At 72.9% G+C, this 22,641-nt stretch carries 17 protein-coding genes and 1 pseudogene; 9 read left to right on the top strand and 9 right to left on the bottom strand.

What is annotated here, in order from left to right; genetic code table 11:
- Nucleotides 1-21: 21 nt before the first annotated feature.
- The gene (locus FHX40_RS24635; protein ID WP_142262338.1) at nucleotides 22-1,845 is read left to right on the top strand and encodes an acyl-CoA dehydrogenase; all 1,824 of its coding nucleotides are present in this window, start codon (nucleotides 22-24) and stop codon (nucleotides 1,843-1,845) included.
- 291 nt (nucleotides 1,846-2,136) lie between these two features.
- Here the strand turns inward: FHX40_RS24635 and FHX40_RS24630 are convergent, their stop codons facing one another.
- Genes FHX40_RS24630 through pdhA form a run of 3 tightly spaced genes read right to left on the bottom strand, consistent with a single transcriptional unit; the run spans nucleotide 2,137 to nucleotide 5,752 of the window.
- Nucleotides 2,137-3,588, bottom strand: coding sequence for a dihydrolipoamide acetyltransferase family protein (locus FHX40_RS24630; protein ID WP_142262337.1), 1,452 nt, complete (start codon nucleotides 3,586-3,588; stop codon nucleotides 2,137-2,139).
- A gap of 14 nt (nucleotides 3,589-3,602) precedes the next feature.
- Nucleotides 3,603-4,625: an alpha-ketoacid dehydrogenase subunit beta gene (locus FHX40_RS24625; RefSeq protein ID WP_211350512.1), complete on the bottom strand. Its 1,023-nt coding sequence runs from the start codon at nucleotides 4,623-4,625 to the stop codon at nucleotides 3,603-3,605.
- Nucleotides 4,626-4,633: 8 nt separating this feature from the next.
- Nucleotides 4,634-5,752, bottom strand: coding sequence for a pyruvate dehydrogenase (acetyl-transferring) E1 component subunit alpha (pdhA, locus tag FHX40_RS24620; RefSeq protein WP_425329293.1), 1,119 nt, complete (start codon nucleotides 5,750-5,752; stop codon nucleotides 4,634-4,636).
- A gap of 422 nt (nucleotides 5,753-6,174) precedes the next feature.
- Here pdhA and purS point away from each other — a divergent pair, with 422 nt between their 5' ends.
- From purS to purL, 4 genes are all read left to right on the top strand, one after another.
- Nucleotides 6,175-6,417 (top strand): phosphoribosylformylglycinamidine synthase subunit PurS, encoded by a 243-nt coding sequence (gene purS / locus FHX40_RS24615; RefSeq protein ID WP_142262334.1) that lies wholly within the window; start codon nucleotides 6,175-6,177, stop codon nucleotides 6,415-6,417.
- Between the two features lie 236 nt (nucleotides 6,418-6,653).
- Nucleotides 6,654-7,145: an ATP-binding protein gene (locus FHX40_RS24610; RefSeq protein ID WP_142262333.1), complete on the top strand. Its 492-nt coding sequence runs from the start codon at nucleotides 6,654-6,656 to the stop codon at nucleotides 7,143-7,145.
- A gap of 108 nt (nucleotides 7,146-7,253) precedes the next feature.
- Nucleotides 7,254-7,934 carry a phosphoribosylformylglycinamidine synthase subunit PurQ gene (purQ, locus tag FHX40_RS24605; protein ID WP_142262332.1) on the top strand — a complete coding sequence of 227 codons (681 nt, stop codon included), beginning with the start codon at nucleotides 7,254-7,256 and terminating at the stop codon, nucleotides 7,932-7,934.
- 20 nt (nucleotides 7,935-7,954) lie between these two features.
- Nucleotides 7,955-10,294, top strand: coding sequence for a phosphoribosylformylglycinamidine synthase subunit PurL (gene purL, locus FHX40_RS24600; RefSeq protein WP_142262383.1), 2,340 nt, complete (start codon nucleotides 7,955-7,957; stop codon nucleotides 10,292-10,294).
- A 141-nt stretch (nucleotides 10,295-10,435) separates the two neighbouring features.
- Here purL and FHX40_RS26135 read toward each other — a convergent pair whose 3' ends face one another.
- Nucleotides 10,436-11,287: a collagen-like domain-containing protein gene (locus FHX40_RS26135; RefSeq protein ID WP_142262331.1), complete on the bottom strand. Its 852-nt coding sequence runs from the start codon at nucleotides 11,285-11,287 to the stop codon at nucleotides 10,436-10,438.
- A 985-nt stretch (nucleotides 11,288-12,272) separates the two neighbouring features.
- Between FHX40_RS26135 and FHX40_RS24590 the strand changes: the two genes are divergently transcribed.
- Nucleotides 12,273-13,727, top strand: a complete 1,455-nt coding sequence (locus FHX40_RS24590; RefSeq protein WP_142262330.1) for an MFS transporter — start codon at nucleotides 12,273-12,275, stop codon at nucleotides 13,725-13,727.
- Between the two features lie 105 nt (nucleotides 13,728-13,832).
- Here the strand turns inward: FHX40_RS24590 and FHX40_RS26345 are convergent.
- The 3 genes and pseudogenes from FHX40_RS26345 to FHX40_RS24575 all read right to left on the bottom strand — a co-directional run.
- A pseudogene (locus FHX40_RS26345) lies at nucleotides 13,833-14,258 on the bottom strand (ATP-binding protein); the annotation flags it as partial.
- Nucleotides 14,259-14,581: 323 nt separating this feature from the next.
- A complete protein-coding gene (locus FHX40_RS24580) occupies nucleotides 14,582-15,094 on the bottom strand; it encodes an HXXEE domain-containing protein (RefSeq protein ID WP_211350499.1) in 513 nt (170 codons plus the stop codon).
- A 156-nt stretch (nucleotides 15,095-15,250) separates the two neighbouring features.
- The gene (locus FHX40_RS24575; protein ID WP_142262329.1) at nucleotides 15,251-17,278 is read right to left on the bottom strand and encodes a PhoX family protein; all 2,028 of its coding nucleotides are present in this window, start codon (nucleotides 17,276-17,278) and stop codon (nucleotides 15,251-15,253) included.
- Nucleotides 17,279-17,591: 313 nt separating this feature from the next.
- Here FHX40_RS24575 and FHX40_RS24570 point away from each other — a divergent pair, with 313 nt between their 5' ends.
- Nucleotides 17,592-18,035, top strand: a complete 444-nt coding sequence (locus FHX40_RS24570; RefSeq protein ID WP_142262328.1) for a sterol carrier family protein — start codon at nucleotides 17,592-17,594, stop codon at nucleotides 18,033-18,035.
- Between the two features lie 28 nt (nucleotides 18,036-18,063).
- On the opposite strand, the gene FHX40_RS24565 is transcribed toward FHX40_RS24570, so the two are convergent.
- A complete protein-coding gene (locus FHX40_RS24565; RefSeq protein WP_142262327.1) occupies nucleotides 18,064-18,852 on the bottom strand; it encodes a DUF4190 domain-containing protein in 789 nt (262 codons plus the stop codon).
- A 245-nt stretch (nucleotides 18,853-19,097) separates the two neighbouring features.
- Between FHX40_RS24565 and purF the strand changes: the two genes are divergently transcribed.
- Nucleotides 19,098-20,537 carry an amidophosphoribosyltransferase gene (gene purF / locus FHX40_RS24560; RefSeq protein ID WP_211350498.1) on the top strand — a complete coding sequence of 480 codons (1,440 nt, stop codon included), beginning with the start codon at nucleotides 19,098-19,100 and terminating at the stop codon, nucleotides 20,535-20,537.
- Between the two features lie 90 nt (nucleotides 20,538-20,627).
- Nucleotides 20,628-21,668, top strand: coding sequence for a phosphoribosylformylglycinamidine cyclo-ligase (purM, locus tag FHX40_RS24555; protein WP_142262325.1), 1,041 nt, complete (start codon nucleotides 20,628-20,630; stop codon nucleotides 21,666-21,668).
- A gap of 659 nt (nucleotides 21,669-22,327) precedes the next feature.
- Here the strand turns inward: purM and FHX40_RS24550 are convergent.
- Nucleotides 22,328-22,570, bottom strand: coding sequence for a DUF3073 domain-containing protein (locus FHX40_RS24550; protein ID WP_142262324.1), 243 nt, complete (start codon nucleotides 22,568-22,570; stop codon nucleotides 22,328-22,330).
- Nucleotides 22,571-22,641: the final 71 nt, after the last annotated feature.

The following is a 22,641-nucleotide window of genomic DNA, read 5'->3' as shown; positions in this document are numbered from 1 at the left end:
CAGGCGTCCGAGGAGTCCGTCATGGGCCACTACAAGAGCAATCTCCGTGACATCGAGTTCAACCTCTTCGAGCTCTTCAAGCGGGGCGAGATCCTCGGCACCGGCCCGTTCGCCGACATCGACGAGGAGACCGCCCGGAACATCCTCGAAGAGGTGGAACGCCTCGCCACCGGCCCGCTCGCCGAGTCCTTCGTGGACGGGGACCGCAACCCGCCGGTCTTCGACCCCGAGACCCACAGCGTGACCATGCCGGAGAGCTTCAAGCGCTCCTACGAGGCGTGGATGGACGCCGAATGGTGGCGGATCGAGCTTCCCCCGGAGCTCGGCGGCACGCTCGGCCCGCGCAGCCTGGTCTGGGCGATGTCCGAGCTCGTGCTCGGTTCCAACCCGGCGATCTGGATGTACGGCGCCGGCCCCGGGTTCGCCCGCATCCTCTACGAGATCGGCACCCCGGAGCAGAAGCGGTTCGCCCAGCTCGCGGTCGAGCGGCGGTGGGGCGCCACGATGGTGCTCACCGAGCCCGACGCCGGGTCCGACGTGGGGGCCGGCCGTACCCGGGCGATCCCGCAGCCGGACGGCACCTGGCACATCGAGGGCGTGAAGCGCTTCATCACCAGCGCCGAGCACGACATGGCCGAGAACATCTACCACCTCGTGCTCGCCCGCCCCGAGGGCGCGGGCCCCGGCACGAAGGGCCTGTCGATGTTCCTCGTGCCGAAGTACCTGGTGGACCTGGAGACCGGTGAGCTCGGCGAGCGCAACGGCGTCTACGTCACCAACGTCGAGAAGAAGATGGGCCTGAAGGTCTCCACGACCTGCGAGCTCACCTTCGGCGCCAAGCACCCGGCGATCGGCTACCTCGTCGGCGGCGTGCACGACGGCATCCGGCAGATGTTCCTCATCATCGAGATGGCGCGGATGATGGTCGGCACCAAGGCGATCGCCACGCTGTCCACCGGCTACCTCAACGCGCTCGAGTTCGCCCGCAACCGCGTGCAGGGCGCGGACATGACCCGCATGACGGACAAGACCGCGCCGCGGGTCACCATCACCCACCACCCGGACGTGCGGCGCGAGCTCATGCTGCAGAAGGCGTACGCCGAGGGCATGCGGGCCCTGGTGTTCTACACGGCCTCCTTCCAGGACGCCGCCCAGATCGCCCGGCTCCGCGGCGAGCGGGACGAGAACGCCGAGGCGCTCAACGACCTGCTGCTGCCGCTGGTGAAGGGCGTCGGCTCGGAGCGCTCGTACGAGATGCTCGCCCGCTCGCTGCAGACCCTCGGCGGCTCCGGCTTCCTGCAGGACTACCCGATCGAGCAGTACATCCGGGACGCGAAGATCGACTCGCTCTACGAGGGCACGACCGCGATCCAGGGCCTCGACCTGTTCTTCCGCAAGATCATCCGTAACCAGGGCGCGGCCCTCGGCACGCTGCTCGGCGAGATCAACGCGTTCGCCGCGTCGGAGGCGGGCAACGGACGGCTGAAGGAGGAGCGGGAGCTGCTCGCCGAGGCCGCCGCCGAGGTGAAGGCGATGGCCGACACCATGGCCGGCTGGGCGCTCGCCTCGCTGGAGCAGCCCAAGGAGATCTACAAGGTCGGGCTCAACACCACCCGGTTCCTGCTCGCGCTCGGCGACCTGGTGATCGGCTGGCTGCTGCTCCGCCAGGCCGAGCTGGCCCTGGAGAAGCTCGCCGCCTCCGACCAGGACCGGGACTTCTACACCGGCAAGGTCGCGGCCGCGTCGTTCTTCGCCAAGACCGTGCTGCCGCGCATCGCCGCCGAGCGCCGGGTCGTCGAGACCACCGGCAACGACCTCATGGAGATGCCCGAGGAGGCGTTCTGACCCGATTCGCATAGGCCGCCCGGCGCCCCCTCGGGGGCGGTGCCGGAGCACGGCGGGGAGAGATGGTGAAAAGGGGCCGCGGAGCCGCCCCGACCCGGCGTACCGCCGGGTGGGGCGCACTCTCGCGGCCCCGCCGTTCACCGACGCAACGGCCCGTGTCCCTTTACCGGCGCGATCGGTGGCCCCGGCGGGGCCGACCGCTTGCCGGGCGGCGGCGGGCTACCGCCCGGCGTCGCGCCCATCATGATCCGGGCCGCTTGGCGATCACTTGCGAACCGGTATCGGCCGAGCTCAGCTCCAGGCAAGGAGGCGCAGCGGGTCCTCCAGCATGGCGCCGACCTCGCGCAGTACGGCCGAGCCGAGCTCGCCGTCGATGATCCGGTGGTCGAACGACAGGGCGAGCGTGCACACCTTGCGCGGCACGATCGCGCCGTCGACCACCCACGGCATGTCGCGGATCCGGCCGAACGCGAGGATCGCGGCCTCCCCCGGGTTGATGATCGGCGTCCCCGCGTCCACGCCGAACACCCCGACGTTGGTGATGGTGATCGTGCCGCCGGTCATCTCGGCCGGTTGGCTGCGGCCCTCCCGCGCCCGGGCGGTGAGCTCGTTGAGCGCCTTGGCGAGGCCGGGCAGGGACAGCTCCTGCGCGTCCTTGATGTTCGGCACCACGAGCCCGCGCTCGGTCGCCACGGCGATGCCGAGGTTGACGTAGTGCTTCACCACCACCTCGTCGCCGGCCCACGACGAGTTGATCAGCGGGTGCCGCCGCGCCGCCGTGATCAGCGCCCGGGCGACGAGCAGCAGCGGGGAGACCTTCACCTCGGCGAAGTCCGGCATCGCCCGCAGCCGGGCCACCGCGTCCACCGTGGCCGTCACGTCCACCTGGAGGAACTCGGTGACGTGCGGCACCGAGAACGCCGAGGCGACCATCGCCGAGGCCATCGCCTTCATCACGCCCTTGACCGGGATGCGCTCCTCGCGGCCGGCCGGCGCCGCCTGCGGCGCGGCGGGCGTGACCGGTACGGCGGGCACGGTCGCGGCGGGCACGGTCGCGGCGGCCGCGCGGCGCACGTCCTCCCGGGTGATGGTGCCGTTCGGCCCGGTCCCGGTCACCGTGGCGAGGTCGACGCCGAGGTCCTTGGCGAGCTTGCGCACCGGCGGCTTGGCGAGCGTGATGGCCCGCGCGCCGCCCGCCGCCGGCCCGCCACCGGCCACCGGAGGTACGGCCGGCGACGGCGCGGCCGGCGCCGCGGGGGCGGCGCCCGCCGAGGCGCCGGGGAGCGACGGCGCGGCCGGTGCCGTACCGGCCGGTCCGCGGCCCGGCCCCGGCCGCCGCGGGCGGCGGCGCGTCGCGCCCGCCTTCACCCCGTAGCCCACGAGCACGGGACGGCGGCCGCCCGCCTCGCCCTCGGCCGCACCGGCCACGGCCTCGGCGGCGGGACGCGGCTCCTCGGCCGCCGCCGCGGGTTGCGCCTCCCCGGCGGGCGCCGGGGCGCCGTCCGGCTCGGTCTCCACCTGGATGATCGGCCTGCCCACCTCGACGGTGTCGCCCTCGGCGGCGAGCAGCCCGGCCACCACGCCCTCGAACGGGCAGGGCAGCTCCACCACCGCCTTCGCCGTCTCGATCTCGACGATCGTCTGGTTCACCCGGACCTGGTCGCCGGGCGCCACGTGCCACCGTACGATCTCGGCCTCGGTGAGGCCCTCGCCCACGTCGGGCAGCTTGAACTCGCGAAGCACCGGTCCCTCTCCCGTCAGTAGGCGAACGTGCGGTCGACGGCGTCGAGCACCCGGTCGAGGTCCGGCAGGTAGTGGTCCTCGAGCCGGGACGGCGGGTAGGGCGTGGAGAAGCCGCCCACCCGCAGCACCGGGGCCTCCAGGTGGTAGAAGCACTGCTCGGTGATCCGCGCGGCGAGCTCGGCGCCGTACCCGCTGAACACGGGGGCCTCGTGCACCACCACGCACCGCCCGGTGCGCCGTACCGACTCGACGACCAGCTCGGTGTCGAGCGGGGAGAGCGACCGCAGGTCGATCACCTCCAGGGAGCGGCCGTCCTCCTCGGCGGCGACCGCGGCCTCCAGGCAGGTGCGCACCATCGGGCCGTAGGCGAGCAGCGTGACGTCGGTGCCGGGCCGTACCACCCGGCCCTTGTCGAGCGGCAGGTCGGGGTCGGCGTCGAGGTCGACCGGCGCCTTGTCCCAGTAGCGGCGCTTCGGCTCGAAGAAGATCACCGGGTCCTCGCAGCGGATCGCCTGGCGGATCATGTGGTAGCCGTCGGCGGGGTTGCTGCAGGCGACCACGCGCAGGCCGCCGGTGTGGGTGAAGTGCACCTCGGGCGACTCGCTGTGGTGCTCGACCGCGCCGATGCCGCCGCCGAACGGGATGCGCACCACGACCGGCAGCCGCAGCGCGCCGAGCGAGCGCATCCGCATCTTGGCGAGCTGGGTGATGATCTGGTCGGCCGCCGGGAACACGAACCCGTCGAACTGGATCTCGCAGACCGGCCGGTAGCCGCGCAGCGCGAGCCCGATCGCGGTGCCGATGATGCCGGACTCGGCGAGCGGGGTGTCGATGACCCGGTCCTCGCCGAAGTCCTTCTGCAGCCCGTCGGTGACCCGGAACACGCCGCCGAGCTTGCCGACGTCCTCGCCCATGACGAGGACCTTCGGGTCCTCCTCCATGGCCCGGCGCAGCCCTTCGTTGATCGCGCGGACCAGGGTGAGCGTGGCCGCTCCCCCGCTCCGGCCGCCCGCGGTACGGCTCGCGCCCGTGGTCATCGTGGTCATCACGCCACCCCCTCGAAGGACGCGAGGTAGGCGGCGAACTGCTCGCGCTCCTCCTGCAGCAGCGCGTGCGGCTCGGCGTAGACGTTCTCGAAGATGGCGAGCGGATCCGGGTCGGGCAGCTCCAGGCAGCGCCGCCGCAGGTCCTTGCCGAGCTCGTCGGCCTCGAGGTCGATCGCCTCGAAGAACTCCTGGTCGGCGAGCTCGTTCTTGAACAGGTACGCCTTGACCCGCTCGATCGGGTCCTTGAGCTTCCACGCCTCCAGCTCGCTCTCCACCCGGTAGCGGGTGGGGTCGTCGGAGGTGGTGTGCGCGCCCATCCGGTAGGTGTACGCCTCGATCAGCGTGGGGCCCTGGCCCTCGCGGGCGTTGCGCAGCGCCTCCCGGGTGACCGCCAGGCAGGCGAACACGTCGTTGCCGTCGACCCGGATGCCGGGGAAGCCGAACCCGGAGGCCCGGCGGTAGAGCGGGATGCGCGACTGCTTCTCCAGCGGCTCGGAAATCGCCCACTGGTTGTTCTGGCAGAAGAAAACGACCGGGGCGTTGTTCACCGCCGCCCAGATGAACGATTCGTTGACGTCGCCTTGCGAAGTCGCGCCGTCCCCGAAATACACGATCGCCGCGGCCTCGGCGCCGTCCCGCTGAATGCCCATCGCATATCCAACGGCGTGCAAAGTCTGGCTGCCGATGACGATCGTGTAGAGGTGGAAGTTGTGCTCGGCCGGATCCCAGCCGCCGTGGCTCACGCCGCGGAACAGGCCGAGCAGCTTGATCGGGTCGACGTTGCGGCACCAGGCCACCCCGTGCTCCCGGTAGGTGGGGAACACCATGTCCTGGTCGGACAGGGCGCGGCCGGACCCGATCTGGGCGGCCTCCTGCCCGAGCAACGACGCCCAGATGCCGAGCTCACCCTGCCGCTGCAGGGCGACGGCCTCCAGGTCGATCCGGCGGACCAGCACCAGGTCGCGGTAGAGCGAGCGCACCTGCTCGGGGGTGAGGTCGATGTCGTAGTCGGGATGCTCGACGCGCTCGCCCTCGGGGGTGAGGAGCTGGACGAGTTCGGGGGGTGCGGCGGCGCCGTACGTCTCGGCGCCGACGGGGGCGTTCGTGTTCACTGCCACTCCCGTTCTCCGGGGCCCGGCCGATGGGGTCGCCATCCGCGGGGGCCGTCCACGTGAGGGGACCGGTCCGATTGGTGGGGAACAGTCCCGTTTATCGCCATATGACACTCCGCAGCACGCCGCGCGCAAGACCCGAAACATCGCCGGTTGCGCCGCGACACCGATCCCCCCTGCACACCCGTGTCCATGCGGTCGTCCACACCCTCCCATTTCCCACCCGGCACACCGCCACACCCGGGGTGCCCACGCCCTGGTCACGGCGGCGGCCGGGACCCGCGCCGCCGGGACCGGCCCGCAACCCCACGGGTCGGATCCGAGCGGCGTCGGGGCAGGCCTTAGGCTGGGCACCCGGGCCCAGGCACAGGTCTCACCACACCGGTCCGGGACGAAACGGGCCGGCGGCATCGGACCAGGAGGGGAACGTGGCGCGCGTCATCGTCGATGTCATGCTCAAACCCGAGATTCTCGACCCGCAGGGCCAGGCCATCGCCCGCGCCCTGCCCCGGCTCGGCTTCTCCGGGGTGACCTCGGTACGGCAGGGCAAGCGGTTCGAGCTGGAACTCGACGGCCCGGCGGACGAGGCCGCGCTCGCGGAGGTCCGCAAAATGGCCGAGACACTCCTGGCGAATACCGTCATCGAGGACTTCACGGTACGGGTCGAGTGATACTTCGCACCGGGGTCGCCATCCGCCGATTCACCACAACAGATCGGCCGGCCCCGGTTCGCCCACGCTTTTGAACGACGTTAATTCGGCGAACGGTTGACGGCGGCGAGGGCGTCTTGTCGGGGATTACCCGGACGAGCCAACCGGGCGCAATAACAACTGTCGAATTCGACGATTAGGCGGCTGCCTTCGGGGAACCAAGCCCAAGGTGATGTCGCCGTGCCGGGAGGAGTCCGGTGGAAATTGAGTTCTCGCTGGCACTGCCACGGGATGCGTTCGGCATCCCGATGGTCCGCCGGGTGCTGGGAAACGCCCTGCGGACCATCGGCGTGGCCGAGGACTGCGTGTCCGACATCCTCCTCGCCGCCTCCGAGGCGTGTGCCAACGCGGTACGGCACGGCGGTCCGGCCAAGCGCTACCAGGTGACGGCCGCGATCCGCGACGGCCGGTGCGAGCTGCGCGTGGTCGACCGCGGCCCCGGCCTGCCCGCGATCCCCGAGCGGTTCCCGCCGGGCGACACCGAGCACGGCCGCGGCATCCTGATCATGCAGTCGGTGGTGGACGAGATCTCCTTCGACATCACGCCCGGCCAGGGCACCACGGTACGGCTGCGCAAGCGGCTCGCCTGGGACGAAGAGGCCGCCCGGTGGCGGGAGGCTGGGGAGCGGGCCGCCCAGCCGGGCGACCAGGCGCGCCCGGACCGCGACGACCTGCTCGCCGCCGTGTGACCGGGGCGGCCCCGATCCCGTTACGCGGAACCGGCCTACCGGACCATCGACGTCAACCGGATAGCCTGAGGCGTACCTCCTGTGACCTGCGTGAGGGGAAACAGCGCGATGAGTGGTGCCCGGGTGGGCGTGGTCACGTTTCCAGGGACTCTTGACGATCAGGACGCCGCGCGGGCGGTGCGGCACGCCGGTGCGACGGCGGTGCCGCTGTGGCATGCGGACCGCGATCTGAAGGGGGTGGACGCGGTCTTCCTCCCCGGCGGCTTCTCCTACGGCGACTACCTGCGCTGCGGCGCGATCTCCCGGTTCTCGCCGGTGATGGAGGAGCTGATCCCGGCGGCCAGGAAGGGGCTGCCGGTGCTCGGCACCTGTAACGGCTTCCAGATCCTGTGCGAGGCCCACCTGCTGCCGGGCGCGCTCACCCGCAACGCCGGCCTCCGCTACGTCTGCCGCGACCAGCGGCTGCGGGTGGAGAACACGTCCACCGCGTGGACGGGCGCGTACGAGCCCGGGCAGGAGATCGTGCTGCCGATCAAGCACGGCGAGGGCCGGTACGTCGCGGACCCCGAGACGATCGCCGAGCTCGAGGCGAACAACCGGGTCGTCTTCCGCTACCTGGGCAACCCGAACGGCTCGCTGAACGACATCGCGGGCATCACCAACGAGACCGGCTCGATCGTCGGGCTCATGCCGCACCCGGAGCACGCGATCGAGGAGCTCACCGGCGCCCCGAGCCTCGACGGACGCGGCATCTTCACCTCCATCCTCAAGCACCTGGTGAACGCATGAACGCGCGGACGGGCACCGACATGGACTCCACACAGCCGACCACGGACGGGCAGGTGAGCACGCAGGTGAGCGCCGACAGCAGGGCCGGCGGGTTCGTCGACACGGTCGAGCGGGCGGCGCGCACGCCGGACGAGCCGCAGCCGTACGCCGAGCTCGGCATGAAGGACGACGAGTACCAGCGGGTCCGGGAGATCCTCGGCCGCCGGCCGACCTCGTCCGAGCTGGCGATCTACAGCGTGATGTGGAGCGAGCACTGCTCCTACAAGTCCTCCAAGGTCCACCTGCGCCAGTTCGCCGCCAAGGCCCCCAAGTCGGACGCGCTGCTCGTCGGCATGGGCGAGAACGCGGGCGTGGTCGACATCGGCGACGGCTGGGCCGCCACCTTCAAGATCGAGTCGCACAACCACCCGTCGTACGTCGAGCCGCACCAGGGCGCGGCCACCGGCGTCGGCGGCATCGTGCGGGACATCCTCTCCATGGGCGCCCGCCCGGTCGCGGTGATGGACTCGCTGCGGTTCGGCCCGATCGACGCGCCGGACACCGGCCGGGTGCTGCCCGGCGTGGTCGAGGGCATCTCCTCGTACGGCAACTGCCTCGGCCTGCCGAACATCGGCGGCGAGGTCGCCTTCGACCCCTGCTACGCCGGGAACCCGCTGGTCAACGCGCTCTGCGTGGGCCTGCTGCGCAAGGACCGGATCAAGCTCGCCACCGCGCCCGGCCCGGGCAACAAGGTCGTGCTGTTCGGCGCGCGCACCGGCCCGGACGGCATCGGCGGCGCCTCGGTGCTCGCCTCGGCCACGTTCGAGGAGGAGTCCCAGGCGAAGCGGCCGTCGGTGCAGGTCGGCGACCCGTTCATGGAGAAGCTGCTGGTCGAGTGCTGCCTGGAGCTGTTCGAGGCCGACCTGGTGGTCGGCATCCAGGACCTCGGCGCGGCCGGCATCTCCTGCGCCACCACCGAGCTCGCCGCCAAGGGCACCGGCGGCATGCGCATCGACCTCGATCTCGTCCCGCTGCGCGACCCGTCGCTGCGGCCGGAGGAGATCCTCATGAGCGAGTCGCAGGAACGCATGATGGCGATCGTCACCCCGGAGGACGTGCCCGCGTTCCTCGAGGTCTGCGCGAAGTGGGACGTGCCCGCCACGGTGATCGGCGAGGTCACCGACACCGGGCGGCTGGTGATGACCTGGCGCGGCGAGACGATCGTCGACATCCCGCCGGGCACCGCCGCGAACGACGGCCCGGTCTACGAGCGGCCGTACCACGAGCCCGCCGGGCAGGCCGCGCTCAACGCCGACAGCCCGCGCCGCCTGCCCCGGCCGGCCGACCTGCGGGCCACGCTGCTGGAGCTGCTCGCCTCCCCGAACATCGCCTCCAAGGAGTGGGTGACCTCGCAGTACGACCGGTACGTGCGGGGCAACACCGTGCTGGCGATGCCCGCCGACGCCGGGGTGCTGCGGGTCGGCGACGTGGTGCCGGGCGTCGCCCCCGAGGCCGCCGAGACGAACCGGGGCATCGCGCTCGCCACCGACGGCAACGGCCGCTACGCCAGGCTCGACCCGTACGCCGGGGCGCAGCTCGCGCTCGCCGAGGCGTACCGGAACGTCGCGGTGACCGGGGCGCGGCCGCTCGCGGTGACGAACTGCCTCAACTTCGGCTCGCCGGAGGACCCGGAGGTGATGTGGCAGTTCGCCGAGGCGACGCGCGGCCTCGCGGACGCCTGCCGCACCCTCGGGGTGCCGGTGACCGGCGGCAACGTGTCGTTCTACAACCAGACCGGGTCGGTGGCGATCCACCCCACGCCGATCGTCGGCGTGCTCGGCGTGATCGACGACGTGGCCAGGCGGATCACGCCGGGCTTCCCCGAGGCCGGGCTGCGCGTGGTGCTGCTCGGCGAGACCTTCGAGGAGTTCGGCGGCTCGGAGTGGGCCTGGGTGGCGCACGGCCACCTGGGCGGGCTGCCGCCGCGGGCCCGGCTCGACGCCGAGCGCGCGCTCGCCGAGGTGCTGGTGACCGGCGCGGCGCGCGGGCTGATCGCGGGGGCGCACGACCTGTCCCACGGCGGGCTCGCCGTGGCGCTCGCCGAGTCGTGCCTGCTGCACGGCGTCGGCTGCACCGTGGCCACGCCGGGGGACGACGCGTTCACCGACCTGTTCAGCGAGACCACCGCGCGGGCGGTGGTGGCGGTGCGGCCCGAGCACTTCGACGCGCTCGTCAAGCTGTGCGCCACGAACGACGTGCCGTTCCAGACCCTCGGCACCACGGGCGGGTCGTCGCTCACCGTCGAGGGCGTGCTGGAGATCCCGCTGCCGGAGCTGCGGACGGCGTACGAGGGCACGCTGCCCGCCGTCTTCGGGGACTGATCAAGAGACGGCGAAGGCCGGTACGGCAGTGCCGTACCGGCCTTTTCCCTTTCCATGCGCTTACGTCACCCGGGACGGCCGGGCGATGGGATTCCCAGGGGATCCCATCGCCTCTCGCGTCGTTCCGGGAGGTGTGTCCGCTCAGACGCAGATCACGTACACGGTGCCGCTGGCGTTCTTGCCGGACACCTGCCAGCCGCTCGGCTTGCTGCCGCTGACGACGGGCGCGGAGGCGTAGATCTGGGCGCTCGCGGAGCCGCTGGTGATGGTGTAGCCGCCGCCGGTGGCGGACTTGCCCGCGTCACAGCTGACGCTCCTGCTTCCGGTCGAGCCGCCGAAGGAGAAGGACATGCTCTTCACGGTCGGCTCCACGGAGCCCGGGTCACCCTTCTCGCCCTTCGGGCCCTGGGGACCGGCAGGACCCTGGGGACCCTGCGGACCCGGGTCGCCCTTCTCGCCCTTCGGGCCCTGGGGACCAGCAGGACCCTGAGGACCGCGCGGACCCTGGGGGCCCTGGGGGCCTCGGTCGCCCTTCTCACCCTTCGGACCCTGGGGGCCCTGAGGACCGCGAGGACCCTGCGGACCCTGGGGGCCCTTGTCACCCTTCTCGCCCTTCGGGCCCTGAGGACCCTGGGGGCCGGTGTCGCCCTTGTCGCCCTTCTCACCCTTGGGACCCTGCGGACCGCGCGGCCCCTGAGGGCCACGCGGACCCTGCGGGCCCTGGGGACCCTGGTCGCCCTTCTCACCCTTCGGTCCGGTGGCACCGATCGGGCCCGTGGTGCCGGGCGGACCGGCCGGACCGGCGGGCCCCTGCTGGTTCCACCAGATCTTGGTCTCGGTCGTCTTGCACTTGCCGGTGGCGTTCACGATGCGCGCCAGCCGGGTGTTCTTGTCGACACACGCGTAGATGCGCTTGGGCGCGGCGCTCGTCTCACCGGCGGCGTAGGCGAGACCGCCCGCAGCCACCGAGCCGACCAGCACCCCAGCGCTCATGACGGCGAGCAGTCGTCCGCCGGGAAGTTTGAGAGCCACTGCGATTCCTCCGGGACTTGCCGGTTGGTTCCGGCATCTGGCCGCGCAATCCTATTGGAACGGTTCACCTATGCCACATATGTAACAGGCGTCGGTTTCATCACATTTGGCACACCAGCCTGTCGCAACTCATGGGTAACATCGGCCCCGAAACCACCGCGCGATGCGGCCCGCGGAGGGTGCCCCGTACCCGCCGACGTGGTCTTTTGCCTGGTGCGACCCCGTCGGCCGGAGAGATGGTCGCGATCGCTGAAGTGCCCGCCCGGAACTGCGCGGCGGCGCGGGCCGCCTCCCCGGTGCTCCGCGGCCGCGCGGCCGGACGGGCGGCCCCGCACGCCGACGCCGGGGAGGCCGAGCCGTACCCGCTGCCGGTGCCATGCCCGGGGACGACGCGTTCGGCGAGTGAGCCGGGCGCGCCCGCCGGCACGGGCGGGCACGATGACATGAAGGGTTTTCGTGATGTGGTGGCCCACCGGGGTCGCACCATCGTCGTTTGCCGCGGCGTGCGGAACACCCGGGACCTGACGCGGTCCCGGGCGTTCCGGTCTCCCTTCGACGCCGAGAAAGGAAGGGACGGACGGCCACCACGAAATGGCCGTGGATTCTTATACCAATGCCGCGGGTTTACCGGCCACCTTTCGCGGGATTTCGGGAATCGCGTGTTCCAAGAAAGCCGCACTTTACGCATCAAACGTTCATTTAGCATTTATGCCGCAATTGCCACTTCGAGATGTCGGTGGCGATACGCCCGGCCGGATGATCGGCGACCGTAAACCGGTACGGCCGGGCCGACCCGGGGCACGGCCCCCGGCGGCGGCAGGGGCCGAGCCGCGGCCACACCGCGATCGGGTCCCCGCGGCGGCGCCGCCGTACCGGACGGCCGCGTTCCGCTCAACGGGACAACCCGGACAGAATTCACAAAACCGGGTGCGTCACACTGAAGGGCGTGGTCGCGATCCCCCAGGAACTCCCCGGCACCCCGGAACACGACGCCCGAATGCGCTACGCCTGGCGGGTGGTCTCGGTCACCAGCATCGGGATCACGCTGATCGGGCTCAGCGTCAGCACCCTCAACGTGGCCCTGCCGGTGATGGTGCGGCACTTCCAGGCCGGGCCGCTCGCCTCCTCCTGGGTACTGCTGTCCTATCTGCTCGTCAGCACCTCGACGCTGGTCTTCTTCGGGCGGATCGGCGACCTCGTCGGGCGGCGGGAGATCTACCTGCTCGGGTTCGGCCTGTTCACCGTGGCGTCGCTGCTCGCCGGGTTCGCGCCGAACGTCGGGCTGGTGATCGCGCTGCGCGCGCTCCAGGGGATCGGCGGCGGGATGCTGCTGGCGAACGGCACCGTGCTCATCGCCGACGCCTTCCCGCCCGGGCGGCTCGGCCGGGGCATGGGCGTCTACCTCGCCACGTTCTCGATCGCGCAGTTCGTCGGCCCCACGGTCGGCGGCGTGATCGCCGACATCGCGGGCTGGCGGTGGATCTTCTGGGTGAACGTGCCGTTCGGCCTCGCCGGGCTGGTCTGGGGCGCGCTGACGCTGCGCCGTACCCCGCGCGGGCCGCGGGCCTCCCTCGACCTCGCCGGGAACGTGCTCATCTTCGTCGTCATCGCGGCCGCGCTCGTCTCGCTCTCCGAGATGGGCGGCGGCGACCTCTCCCCCGGCGTGCTGCTCGTCGGCGCGCTCGCCGTCGTGCTACTTCCGGTGCTGGTCGCGGTGGAGCGGCGGGCCGCCAACCCGGCGCTCGACCTGCGGCTGTTCGGGGAGCGCAGGCTCGCGATGGCGAACACGGCCTCGTTCTGGAACGCTCTCGCCCGCGCCGCGCTGATCGTGGTCAGCGCGCTCTACTTCCAGGCGGCGCTGGGCATGGACACCCTCACCGCGGGGCTCGCCGTGCTGCCCGCGCCGATCGGCATGACGCTCGCCTCGCCGCTCACCGGCTTTCTCGAGCGCCGCGTCTCGCCGTACGCCGCCTCGGTCCTCGGCGCGGCGATCGGGTGCGCCGGGCTGCTCATCCTCGCGCTCTCGGCCGACCCGGCCACGCCGTACGCGGTGATCGCGGCGGGCCTGTTCCTTGCCGGGGCGGGGAACGGGATGTTCCTCACCGGCAACACCACCTACGTGATGAACCTGCTGCCGCCGGGCTCCCGCGGGGTGGTGAACGGCCTCCGCCTGATGATCATGAACGTGGGGATCGTGCTCAGCGTCGGCACCGCGCTCGGCGTGCTCACCGGGCCGGTCTCGCCGGAGCTGCGGGCCCAGGTCTACCAGGGCACCCTGTCCCGGCTGTCCCCGGTCGCGGTCGACCAGCTCATGACCGGCTTCGTCCGCGCCTACGCGTTCCTGTGCGCGGTCACCCTGCTCAGCATCGCCTTCGCCGCGGCCGCGCGGCGCCGCGCCTGACCCCGCGGGCCTCGCCAGGTCCTCCTCGGGTACGGCGAGCGCGCACCAGACCACCTTGCCGCCGGGCACCGGCCAGCGGTACCCCCACTTCTCCGCGAACACGTCGACGAGCATGAGCCCGCGGCCGCCCTCCTCGTCGAGCGAGGCGTTCTTCAGCGTGGGCGGCACCCGGCTCGGGTCCCACACCTCGAGCACGACGAGCGCCCCGGTGCGGTACACGTCGAGCCCGATCCGGTGGTTCGGCGACCCCGCCCGCCGCCCGGCCGCCGCCGCAGGCGCCGGGTCCGCCAGGATGTCCCCGGCGGGCGCCGCGCCGCCCCCGGCGTACCCGCAGGGCGCGTCCGCCTCGGGGCCGCCCCCGGCGGCCTTCACCGCGTTCGTCACCAGCTCGCTGACGACCAGCTCGGCGGTCTCCCGCAGTCCGTCGAGCCCCCACCGCGACAGCGTCTCGCGCACGTGCCGGCGCGCCTGCGAGGCGGCGCTGGGATGGACGGGAAGATCCAGATGATGCCTGTCGCCGGCGTCAGCCATGCCTTGTCTCCGGGGGGTTCGAAAAGGCCGCACAGGCGGGCGGGCGCAGGTCCTCCGATCGCGCGGTGTGGGCGCGGCCCTCGGCTCCGCCTGGCTCGTTCACGCACGTGGTCGGTTACGCACGGTAGCGAGGTAATCGCATGGGTGAAGCGCCCCCTGTGCACGCAAAGAGAGTTACCGGTATCCCGGATCATCGGATACCGGCGAGACGATCATAGAGCGAGTGTGATCAATATCGCGCACGAGAGCGCAAGAACGGGCACGAGGGGTGGCGCACACCACCCCGCGCGGGCCCGGAATGCCGGGATCGCGGGCCTTCGGCGCTAGGCGCGACGGCGGCGCAGCAGCCGGTGGGCGGCGGCGTGCACCCCGGGCACCACCGGGAGGAACGCGAGCGCGGCGAGTACGGCCGCGCGGTCGTCGTCGCGGATGCCCGCCTTGGCGAGCTCGCGGCGCGCCCACAGCCAGAACGGGATCACCACGGTGGGGGCGGTGGCGACCCCGGTGACGTAGCGGCGTGCGGCGAGGGCCATCGCGATGTGCGTGAAGCCGTGCACGCCGAAGCCGAGCAGCGCGCCGCGGAACAGCGGCGAGCGGCAGCCGGAGCGCACCCCGGCCGCGGACGCCGTGGCGATCGCCACGCCCATGAGCGTGACCGCCAGGTTGATCTGGCGCTGCGAGAGGCCCTCCCGGCGCAGCTCCTCGGGGATCGGCACCCACGCGGGCAGGTTCGGGAGGATCCCGGCCGCGCTGCGCCGCATGGTGAGCACTTCCTCGAGGTCGTGGACCGCCCAGGCGGCCAGCAGTCCGGCCGCGATCCTCGTCGTGGGCCGCATCGTCCCTCTCGCCCCCGTCCCGGCCGGTCCCGGCGACCGGCCCGCTCGATCGCCGCCCCACCGGGCGGCCGCCCCCCAGCGTACGGCCCGGCCCACGCAGGTGCGCGCGGTTTTCCGCGCAGACGCGGCCAGGCCGTACCGGGCGCGGGGTGCCGGTCAGGAGCCGATCTTCTTGCCGCGCCGGTGCCAGACCACGGCGACCGAGGGGCGCGGCTGGTCGCCGTCGGGCCAGCGGCTCGCCGGCGAGTCGGGGGTCGCGCCGCTGATCTCGCCGGGGTGCTGGACCGCGACGAACACGCTGAGCCCATCCTCGGTGATGAGCGGGCCGCAGGTCTCCGCGCCGCGGGGCACGGTGAGGAACTGGCGGACCCGGCCCCGCTCGGGGCCGCTCACCGGCATCGCGAACAGGCCGTCGTTGGAGCCGAGGGCGTTGCCGTCGGTGGCGATCCACAGGTTGCCGTCGCCGTCGAAGGCGAGGTTGTCCGGGCAGGAGATCGGCGACACCTTCGACTTGTCGTAGCCGGCGAAGTAGGTCGACGGGTCGGCCGGGTCGCCGCACACCAGCGGTACCGACCAGCGGAACCGGGTCGCGCCCGCGTCGTTGCCCTGCTCGACGATCTCCAGCACGTGGCCGTGCTTGTTGTACGCCCGCGGGTTCGCCTCGTCCGCCTGGGCCGGGGTGCGGTTGGAGTTGTTGGTGAGCGCCGCGTACACCGCGCCGGTGACCGGGTTGCGCTCGATGTCCTCGGGCCGGTCCATCTTCGTCGCGCCGACCTTGTCCGCGGCGAGCCGGGTGAACACGAGCACCTCGGCCGCGCTCATCCCGGGCACGAACGACCGGTCGCCGCTCACCAGCGGGATCCACTCGCCGTGCCCGTCGAAGGCGCCGTCCCGGGGCAGCCGGCCGGACCCGTCGATCTCGCCCTTCGGGCTGTCGCCGGTGAACCTCGCCACGTACAGGGTGCCCTCCTCCAGCAACCTGCGGTTGTGGCGGTCGTCGCCGCGGCGGAAGCGGCCCTTGGAGACGAACTTGTAGATGTACTCGAACCGGCCGTCGTCGCCGGAGTAGACGACCACCCGGCCGTCCTTGGCGAGCGTCGTGGTGGCGCCCTCGTGCGCGAACCGGCCGAGCGCGGTGTGCTTCACCGGCACGGAGTCGGGGTCGAACGGGTCGATCTCCACCACCCAGCCGAAGCGGTTGATCTCGTTGGGGTGCTTCGACAGGTCGAACCGCTCGTCCACCCGGTCGAACCGCCGGTTGCCGCTCGGCACCGCCTGGGTGGTGCTCACGCCGTACCGGTTGAGAGCGGGCTTGTTCGCCTCGGGCACGCCGTTGCCGCCGACGAAGTACTGGTTGAAGTTCTCCTCGCAGGTGAGCACGGTGCCCCACGGGGTGACGCCGCCCGCGCAGTTGTTGAGCATGCCGCGCACCCGGCGGCCGGTCGGGTCGGCGGCGGTCTTGAGCAGGTCGCTGCCCGCGGCCGGGCCGGTGAAGCGCATCTCGGTCTCGGCGGTGATGCGCCGGTTGTAGCGGCGGCGCCCGGTGGTGACGAGCTCCCAGCGGCCGGACCGGCCCACCCGGCGCAGCTCCACGATCGAGCCGCCGTGCGCGGCGAGCGCGATCTTGATCTGCTCCTCGGTCGCGCTCTCGCCGTCGGTGTACCCGCGGAACATGAGGTTCTCGTCGGTGTACTCGTGGTTCACCCAGAGCAGCGCGCGGTCCCGGCCCAGCGGGAAGAGGCTGACGAAGTCGCAGTTGTAGCCGAACTGCTTCGCCTGGGCCTCGGCCGTCTGGTTGTCGAAGTCGAACGCCGGGGCGTCGGGCAGCACCGGGTCGCCCCAGCGCACCACCACCGCCGACTCGTAGCCCTCGGGCACGACGAGCGCGTCCTTGGTGTTCGGCCCGACCGGGGTGAAGCCCAGCCTGCCGTGCGCGTGTCCTTTGCCGTGCCCCGGCCCGTGGCCGCCCCCGGGGCCCTTGTGCCCGGGGTCGGCGGCCTGCGCGGCGGCCGGGGTCGCGAGGGCCGTGGCGCCGAACGAGACGACCATGCCGCCGAGCACGCCCGCGCGCAGCGCGCCGCGGCGGGAGAGGGCGGCGGTCAGGATGTCACCGAAGTACGGATTGTCGCTGGTGTTGGCGATCTCGTGAGCGCAGTTGTTGCCGCACCGGAACCGGCATGTCATCGGATCCCGTACGCCCGTGCGCGGCACGGACAGCAACGGCAGCGAACGACGGGGCGACGGATTCGCCACTGGATCCTCCAATTTCTGGCGCTTGTCCCGGCGGGACGCTACGACCGCCGTTCGAACCGGGGATGAACGACGGCCGCCCGGACGATGAACCGTCGCCGCATGGCCGGTTCATCTTCCTCCCCTACCCCGCGATCCGGTGGCGCCGGGCGACGTAGCGGCCCGGCGGGACCGGCGGGTACGGCGGAGCGCCCGGGCATCGCGGCCCCTGTGCGGACGGCGCGGTGCGGACGGCGAGAATGGACGGGTGCCACCCCGCAGACCCGACCCCAGGGTGCGCGAGGCGCTCGACGCGCAGCTCCTCGCGCTCGGCGAGCCCGCCTTCGACGGCCCCGACTCCGCGGTCCCGGCCGCGTGCGTGGCCGCGGTGCTGCGCGCGTACGACCGCGGCCTGAAGCCGGAGCGGCAGGCCGCCCGCGCCGCGGTACGGCACCTGCTCGACGTGCTCGCCGCCAGGGCACCGGGCCGCTCGGTCGAGGTGCGCGTGCCGCCGTACGCGGCCGTGCAGTGCGTCGAGGGGCCGCGCCACACCCGCGGCACGCCGCCGAACCTGGTGGAGCTCGACCCGCGGACCTGGCTGGAGCTCGCCACCGGCCGCCTCGGCTGGGCCGACGCGGTCGCCTCCGGGCGGGTGCTGGCGAGCGGCGTGCGGGCCGACCTGTCCGCGTTCCTCCCGCTCGGGCCCTCCTGACCCCGGGTACGGCACGCCCGGCCCAGGGCTAGTAGCCGGACGGGGCCGGGATGCCGAGGCGCTCGGCGACGCACGCCTCGGCGTCGGCACGGGTCGGATACAGGTGCTCGTCGAGGCAGCGGGCCACCCCGGTGGAGGCGAGCCAGGCGGCCGCCGCGACCACGATGGCGAGGGTGAGCGCGCTCAGCAGCAGCCCGGCCACGGCCCGGCCGCGGGCCGCGCCCCGGGCCACCCCGACCACGCCGGTCACCAGCCCGGCCACGGCGACGAGCGCGCCCACGCCGCAGAGCGGCAGCGACAGCAGGCTCGCCACGCCGAGCACGAGCGCGGCGGTGGCGGCGCGGGCGCCCTTGCGGCGACGCGGCGGCCACGGCCGCGCGCCACCGGCCCGGTGGGACGGGCCCGGCCACGGCTCCCAGTTCGCGGGACGGTCGGCGTCGTCCGGCCCGGACGCGCCCTGCTCGTCGGGCCAGGCGAACGGCGGCGGGGCCGTACCGGGGCCGCGGTCCGCGGCGCGGCGCGGCGGCGCCGCGGCGGTGGCCCCGGCCGGGGTGCCCGGCGCGGGCGCCGACGGGTGGCGCGGCTCGGGCTCCGGCAGCGGCGGGAAGAGATCGGGCGAGTCGGCCGAGTACGCCGTCGCCCCGGCGGGGCCGCTCGCCACGCGGGTGCCCCACTCCGTGGCCGGTGGGGTGAGGCGGGGCAGGGCGACGGTGGGCTCGTCGGGGCCACCGGTCCGCGCATGCCGGCCCGGTGCCCAGGGGCGGCCCGTGGCGCCCTCCCGCCGGTCGGGCCGATATGGATCGCCAGATCTCGTCACGGTACTACTCCCGGCACTTCTCCCGGCCGTTCCCGACCTCGCGGCCGTACAGGACGCCTCCAAGCCTCCACCGCGGCCCGGGGTGGCGGCGAGGCGACATGGCCAAGGGCCGGCGAGGATTCGGTGAAGGCTTGGCAAGACCGGTTTCGGACCGGCGCCGGGCCGCCTCCCACCGGCGGCCGGGACGTCGCGGCAGGCAGGGGCGCATTTGGAGCAGCCCGGAGCGCCAAATTAGACTCAAGCACGTGCTTAAAGGCGACGGCCGGCTCGGCCATGACCTTGACCCCCTCGACCACGCCCCGAAGGACGCCTGTGGCGTCTTCGGCGTCTGGGCCCCGGGGGAGGACGTCTCCAAACTCACCTACTTCGGCCTCTACGCCCTCCAGCACCGTGGCCAGGAATCGGCGGGCATGGCGGTCAGCGAGGGCAGCCGGATCCTCGTCTACAAGGACATGGGCCTGGTCGCGCAGGTGTTCGACGAGTCCGTGCTGCGTACCCTGCGCGGTCACCTGGCGATCGGCCACTGCCGTTACTCCACCACGGGCTCCAGCGTCTGGGAGAACGCCCAGCCCACGCTGAGCTCGACCGAGGCCGGCGGCCTCGCCATGGCGCACAACGGCAACCTCATCAACACGCCCGAGCTCGCCGCGCGGCTCCCCGCCGACAGCATCCGGGCGACCACCGACACCGAGGTGCTCACCGCGCTGCTGTCCCGGCACGGCGGCGCTGGCCTGGAGGACGCCGCGGCCGCGCTGCTGCCGCAGGTGAAGGGCGCCTACAGCCTCGTCTTCATGGACGAGAGGACCCTGTACGCGGCGCGCGACCCGCAGGGCATCCGGCCGCTCGTGCTGGGCCGCCTGGAGAAGGGCTGGGTGGTCGCCTCGGAGACCGCCGCGCTCGACATCGTCGGCGCCGCGTTCGTCCGGGAGGTCGAGCCCGGCGAGCTGATCACGATCGACGAGCGCGGGGTGCGGTCGCGCCGGTTCGCGCTCGCCGACCCCAAGGGCTGCCTGTTCGAGTACGTCTACCTCGCCCGGCCGGACACCACGATCGCCGGGCGCGGGGTGCAGGTCACCCGGGTCGAGGTGGGCCGTACCCTCGCCCGCGAGCACCCGGTCGAGGCCGACCTGGTCATCCCCACGCCCGAGTCCGGTACCCCGGCCGCGATCGGCTACGCGGCCGAGAGCGGCATCCCGTACGGCCAGGGCCTGGTGAAGAACTCCTACGTCGGCCGCACGTTCATCCAGCCGTCGCAGACCATCCGGCAGCTCGGCATCCGGCTCAAGCTCAACCCGCTCAAGGAGGTCGTGGCGGGCAAGCGCCTCGTCGTCGTGGACGACTCGATCGTGCGCGGCAACACGCAGCGGGCGATCGTGCGCATGCTGCGCGAGGCCGGGGCGACCGAGGTGCACGTGCGGATCTCCTCCCCGCCGGTGGCCTGGCCGTGCTTCTACGGCATCGACTTCGCCACCCGGGCCGAGCTGATCGCCGGGTCGCTCTCGGTCGAGGAGATCTGCGAGTCGATCGGCGCCGACAGCCTCGGCTACATCTCGCTCGAGGGCCTGATCAAGGCCACCACGCTCCCGGCCGAGCGGCTGTGCCGGGCCTGCTTCGACGGCACCTATCCGATCCCGATCGACCGCGACAACGTCGGCAAGTACGTCCTGGAGGCCGCCGGGCAGTGACCGGCCCGGCCGCCCGTCCGGGGACGACGATCCCGTGAACGACCGTTTCCGCGCGCCGTCGTGCGCGCCGATCTCGAGAGTGATGTGCGCATGAGCGATGAGGTGGGCGGCGTCTCGTACGCCGCGGCCGGGGTGGACATCGCGGCCGGGGAGCGGGCCGTCGAGCTGATGAAGGCGAAGGTGGCCCGGTCGCGCCGGCCCGAGGTGGTGGACGAGGCGAGCGGGTTCGCCGGGCTGTTCGACGCCTCGGCGCTGACCCGGTACGAGCGGCCGCTGCTCGCCACCTCCACCGACGGGGTCGGCACGAAGGTGATGATCGCGCAGGCGCTCGACCGGCACGACACGATCGGGCTCGACCTCGTCGCGATGGTCGTCGACGACCTCGTGGTGTGCGGCGCCGAGCCGCTGTTCCTGACCGACTACATCGCCTGCGGCAAGGTGGTGCCGGAGCGCATCGCCGCGATCGTGGGCGGCGTGGCCGAGGGCTGCCGTATCGCCGGGTGCGCGCTGCTCGGCGGCGAGACCGCGGAGCACCCGGGCGCGATGGGCCCGGACGAGTACGACCTGGCGGGCGCGGGCACCGGCGTGGTCGAGGCGTCCCGGCTGCTCGGCCCGGACCGGGTACGGCCCGGCGACGTGGTGCTCGGCCTCGCCTCCTCCGGGCTGCACTCGAACGGCTACTCGCTGGTGCGGCACATCGTGAAGGCCGCGGGCCTGTCGCTGGCGGACGAGATCCCCGAGCTGGGGCGGACGCTCGGCGAGGAGCTGCTCGAGCCCACCCGGATCTACGCGCGGGACTGCCTCGCGCTCGCCGACGCGGTGGAGGTGCACGCGTTCGCGCACATCACCGGCGGCGGGCTCGCCGCGAACCTCGCCCGCTCGCTGCCGCCCACGGTGGACGCGGTGCTCGACCGCGGCTCCTGGACGCCGCCGCCGATCTTCGAGGTGCTCGCCGGACACGGCAAGGTGCCGCAGGCCGAGATGGACAAGACCTTCAACATGGGCGTGGGCATGTGCGCGATCGTCGCCGCGGACGCCGCGGACGCCGCGCTCGCCGTACTGCGGGAGCGGGGCGTGCCCGCCTGGGTGCTCGGCGAGATCGTCGCCGGGACCGGGCAGGCGCGCCTCTGAGGCCGTGCCCGGCAGCGCCCCTTCCGGTGGCCGCCCCGGCAGCGCCGCCGGGCGTACGCCGGAGGGTGCCCGTGCCGCCGCGACGTCCCGCGCCGGCGGTCCGGCCGCCGTGGGCGCGCACCGGATCACCGGCAGGCGGGGTCATCCGGTCGCCCGGCCGTACCGCGTCGCGGTGACGGAGATCACGCCCGTGCCCGGCCGGGTACGGCGGGCCGTCCGACCGGCCGGACGCCTGTGGCCCGGCACGGATGTGATCAAGATCACAGTAACGGAGCCGACGTGCGCGCCCGGCCGACTGTCGCCTCGACCGGCCCGGGCGGCCGCATGCGGGCATGCCAAAGGCGCCCGTGGCCGTCCCCTCCGGTCCGGCGCCGGGCAAGGCGCGTCCTCCCGACCGGGTCCCGCCGGCCGTCGCCGCCGCGACCGGGTCACGTCGGCGACGGCCGGCACGGGACGCCGAACCGCCCGTGCCGTGCGGAGCCGCGCACGGCGGCCCGCAGGCCGGGACCTGCCCCACGCCCCGCCGCGGACGGCGCCGCGTGGGGCTCAGGGCACGACGATGAGCGCTCCGGCAGGCCGAAGCGCTCAGTCGGGCTGCTTGCCAAGGCTTCGGCACCCGCCCGGGTGGGCGGATGCCTCGCCCTCACCAAGCAGATCCGCTACTTGCGAGCGGGACGCTCGTCTTCGTCGCGGTCGTCCCGGGATTCCTCGTACTCCCTGGCGTAGTCGGCGTACCGATCCACCAGCTCCTCGTACGGATCCGCGTAGTCACGGTTGTGAGTGGAATCGCCGCGGCCAACCCCCAGTTCCTCACGAAGACGATCAAGATCAGTGCCCACGCTGTTGTACTTCAGGCGCCGGGCAACCTTCACCTGCTTGGCCTTGGCTCGGCCGCGCCCCATTGGCTCGACCCCCTCATGCGGGGTCGTAGTGGCCGACCCCTCGTCGCTAACGCATCACGCACTGACGCCAC

This window comes from Thermopolyspora flexuosa (assembly GCF_006716785.1).
GTDB lineage: Bacteria > Actinomycetota > Actinomycetes > Streptosporangiales > Streptosporangiaceae > Thermopolyspora > Thermopolyspora flexuosa.
Note: the sequence above shows the minus strand (reverse complement) of the source record. Positions and strands in the feature narration are given on the sequence as shown.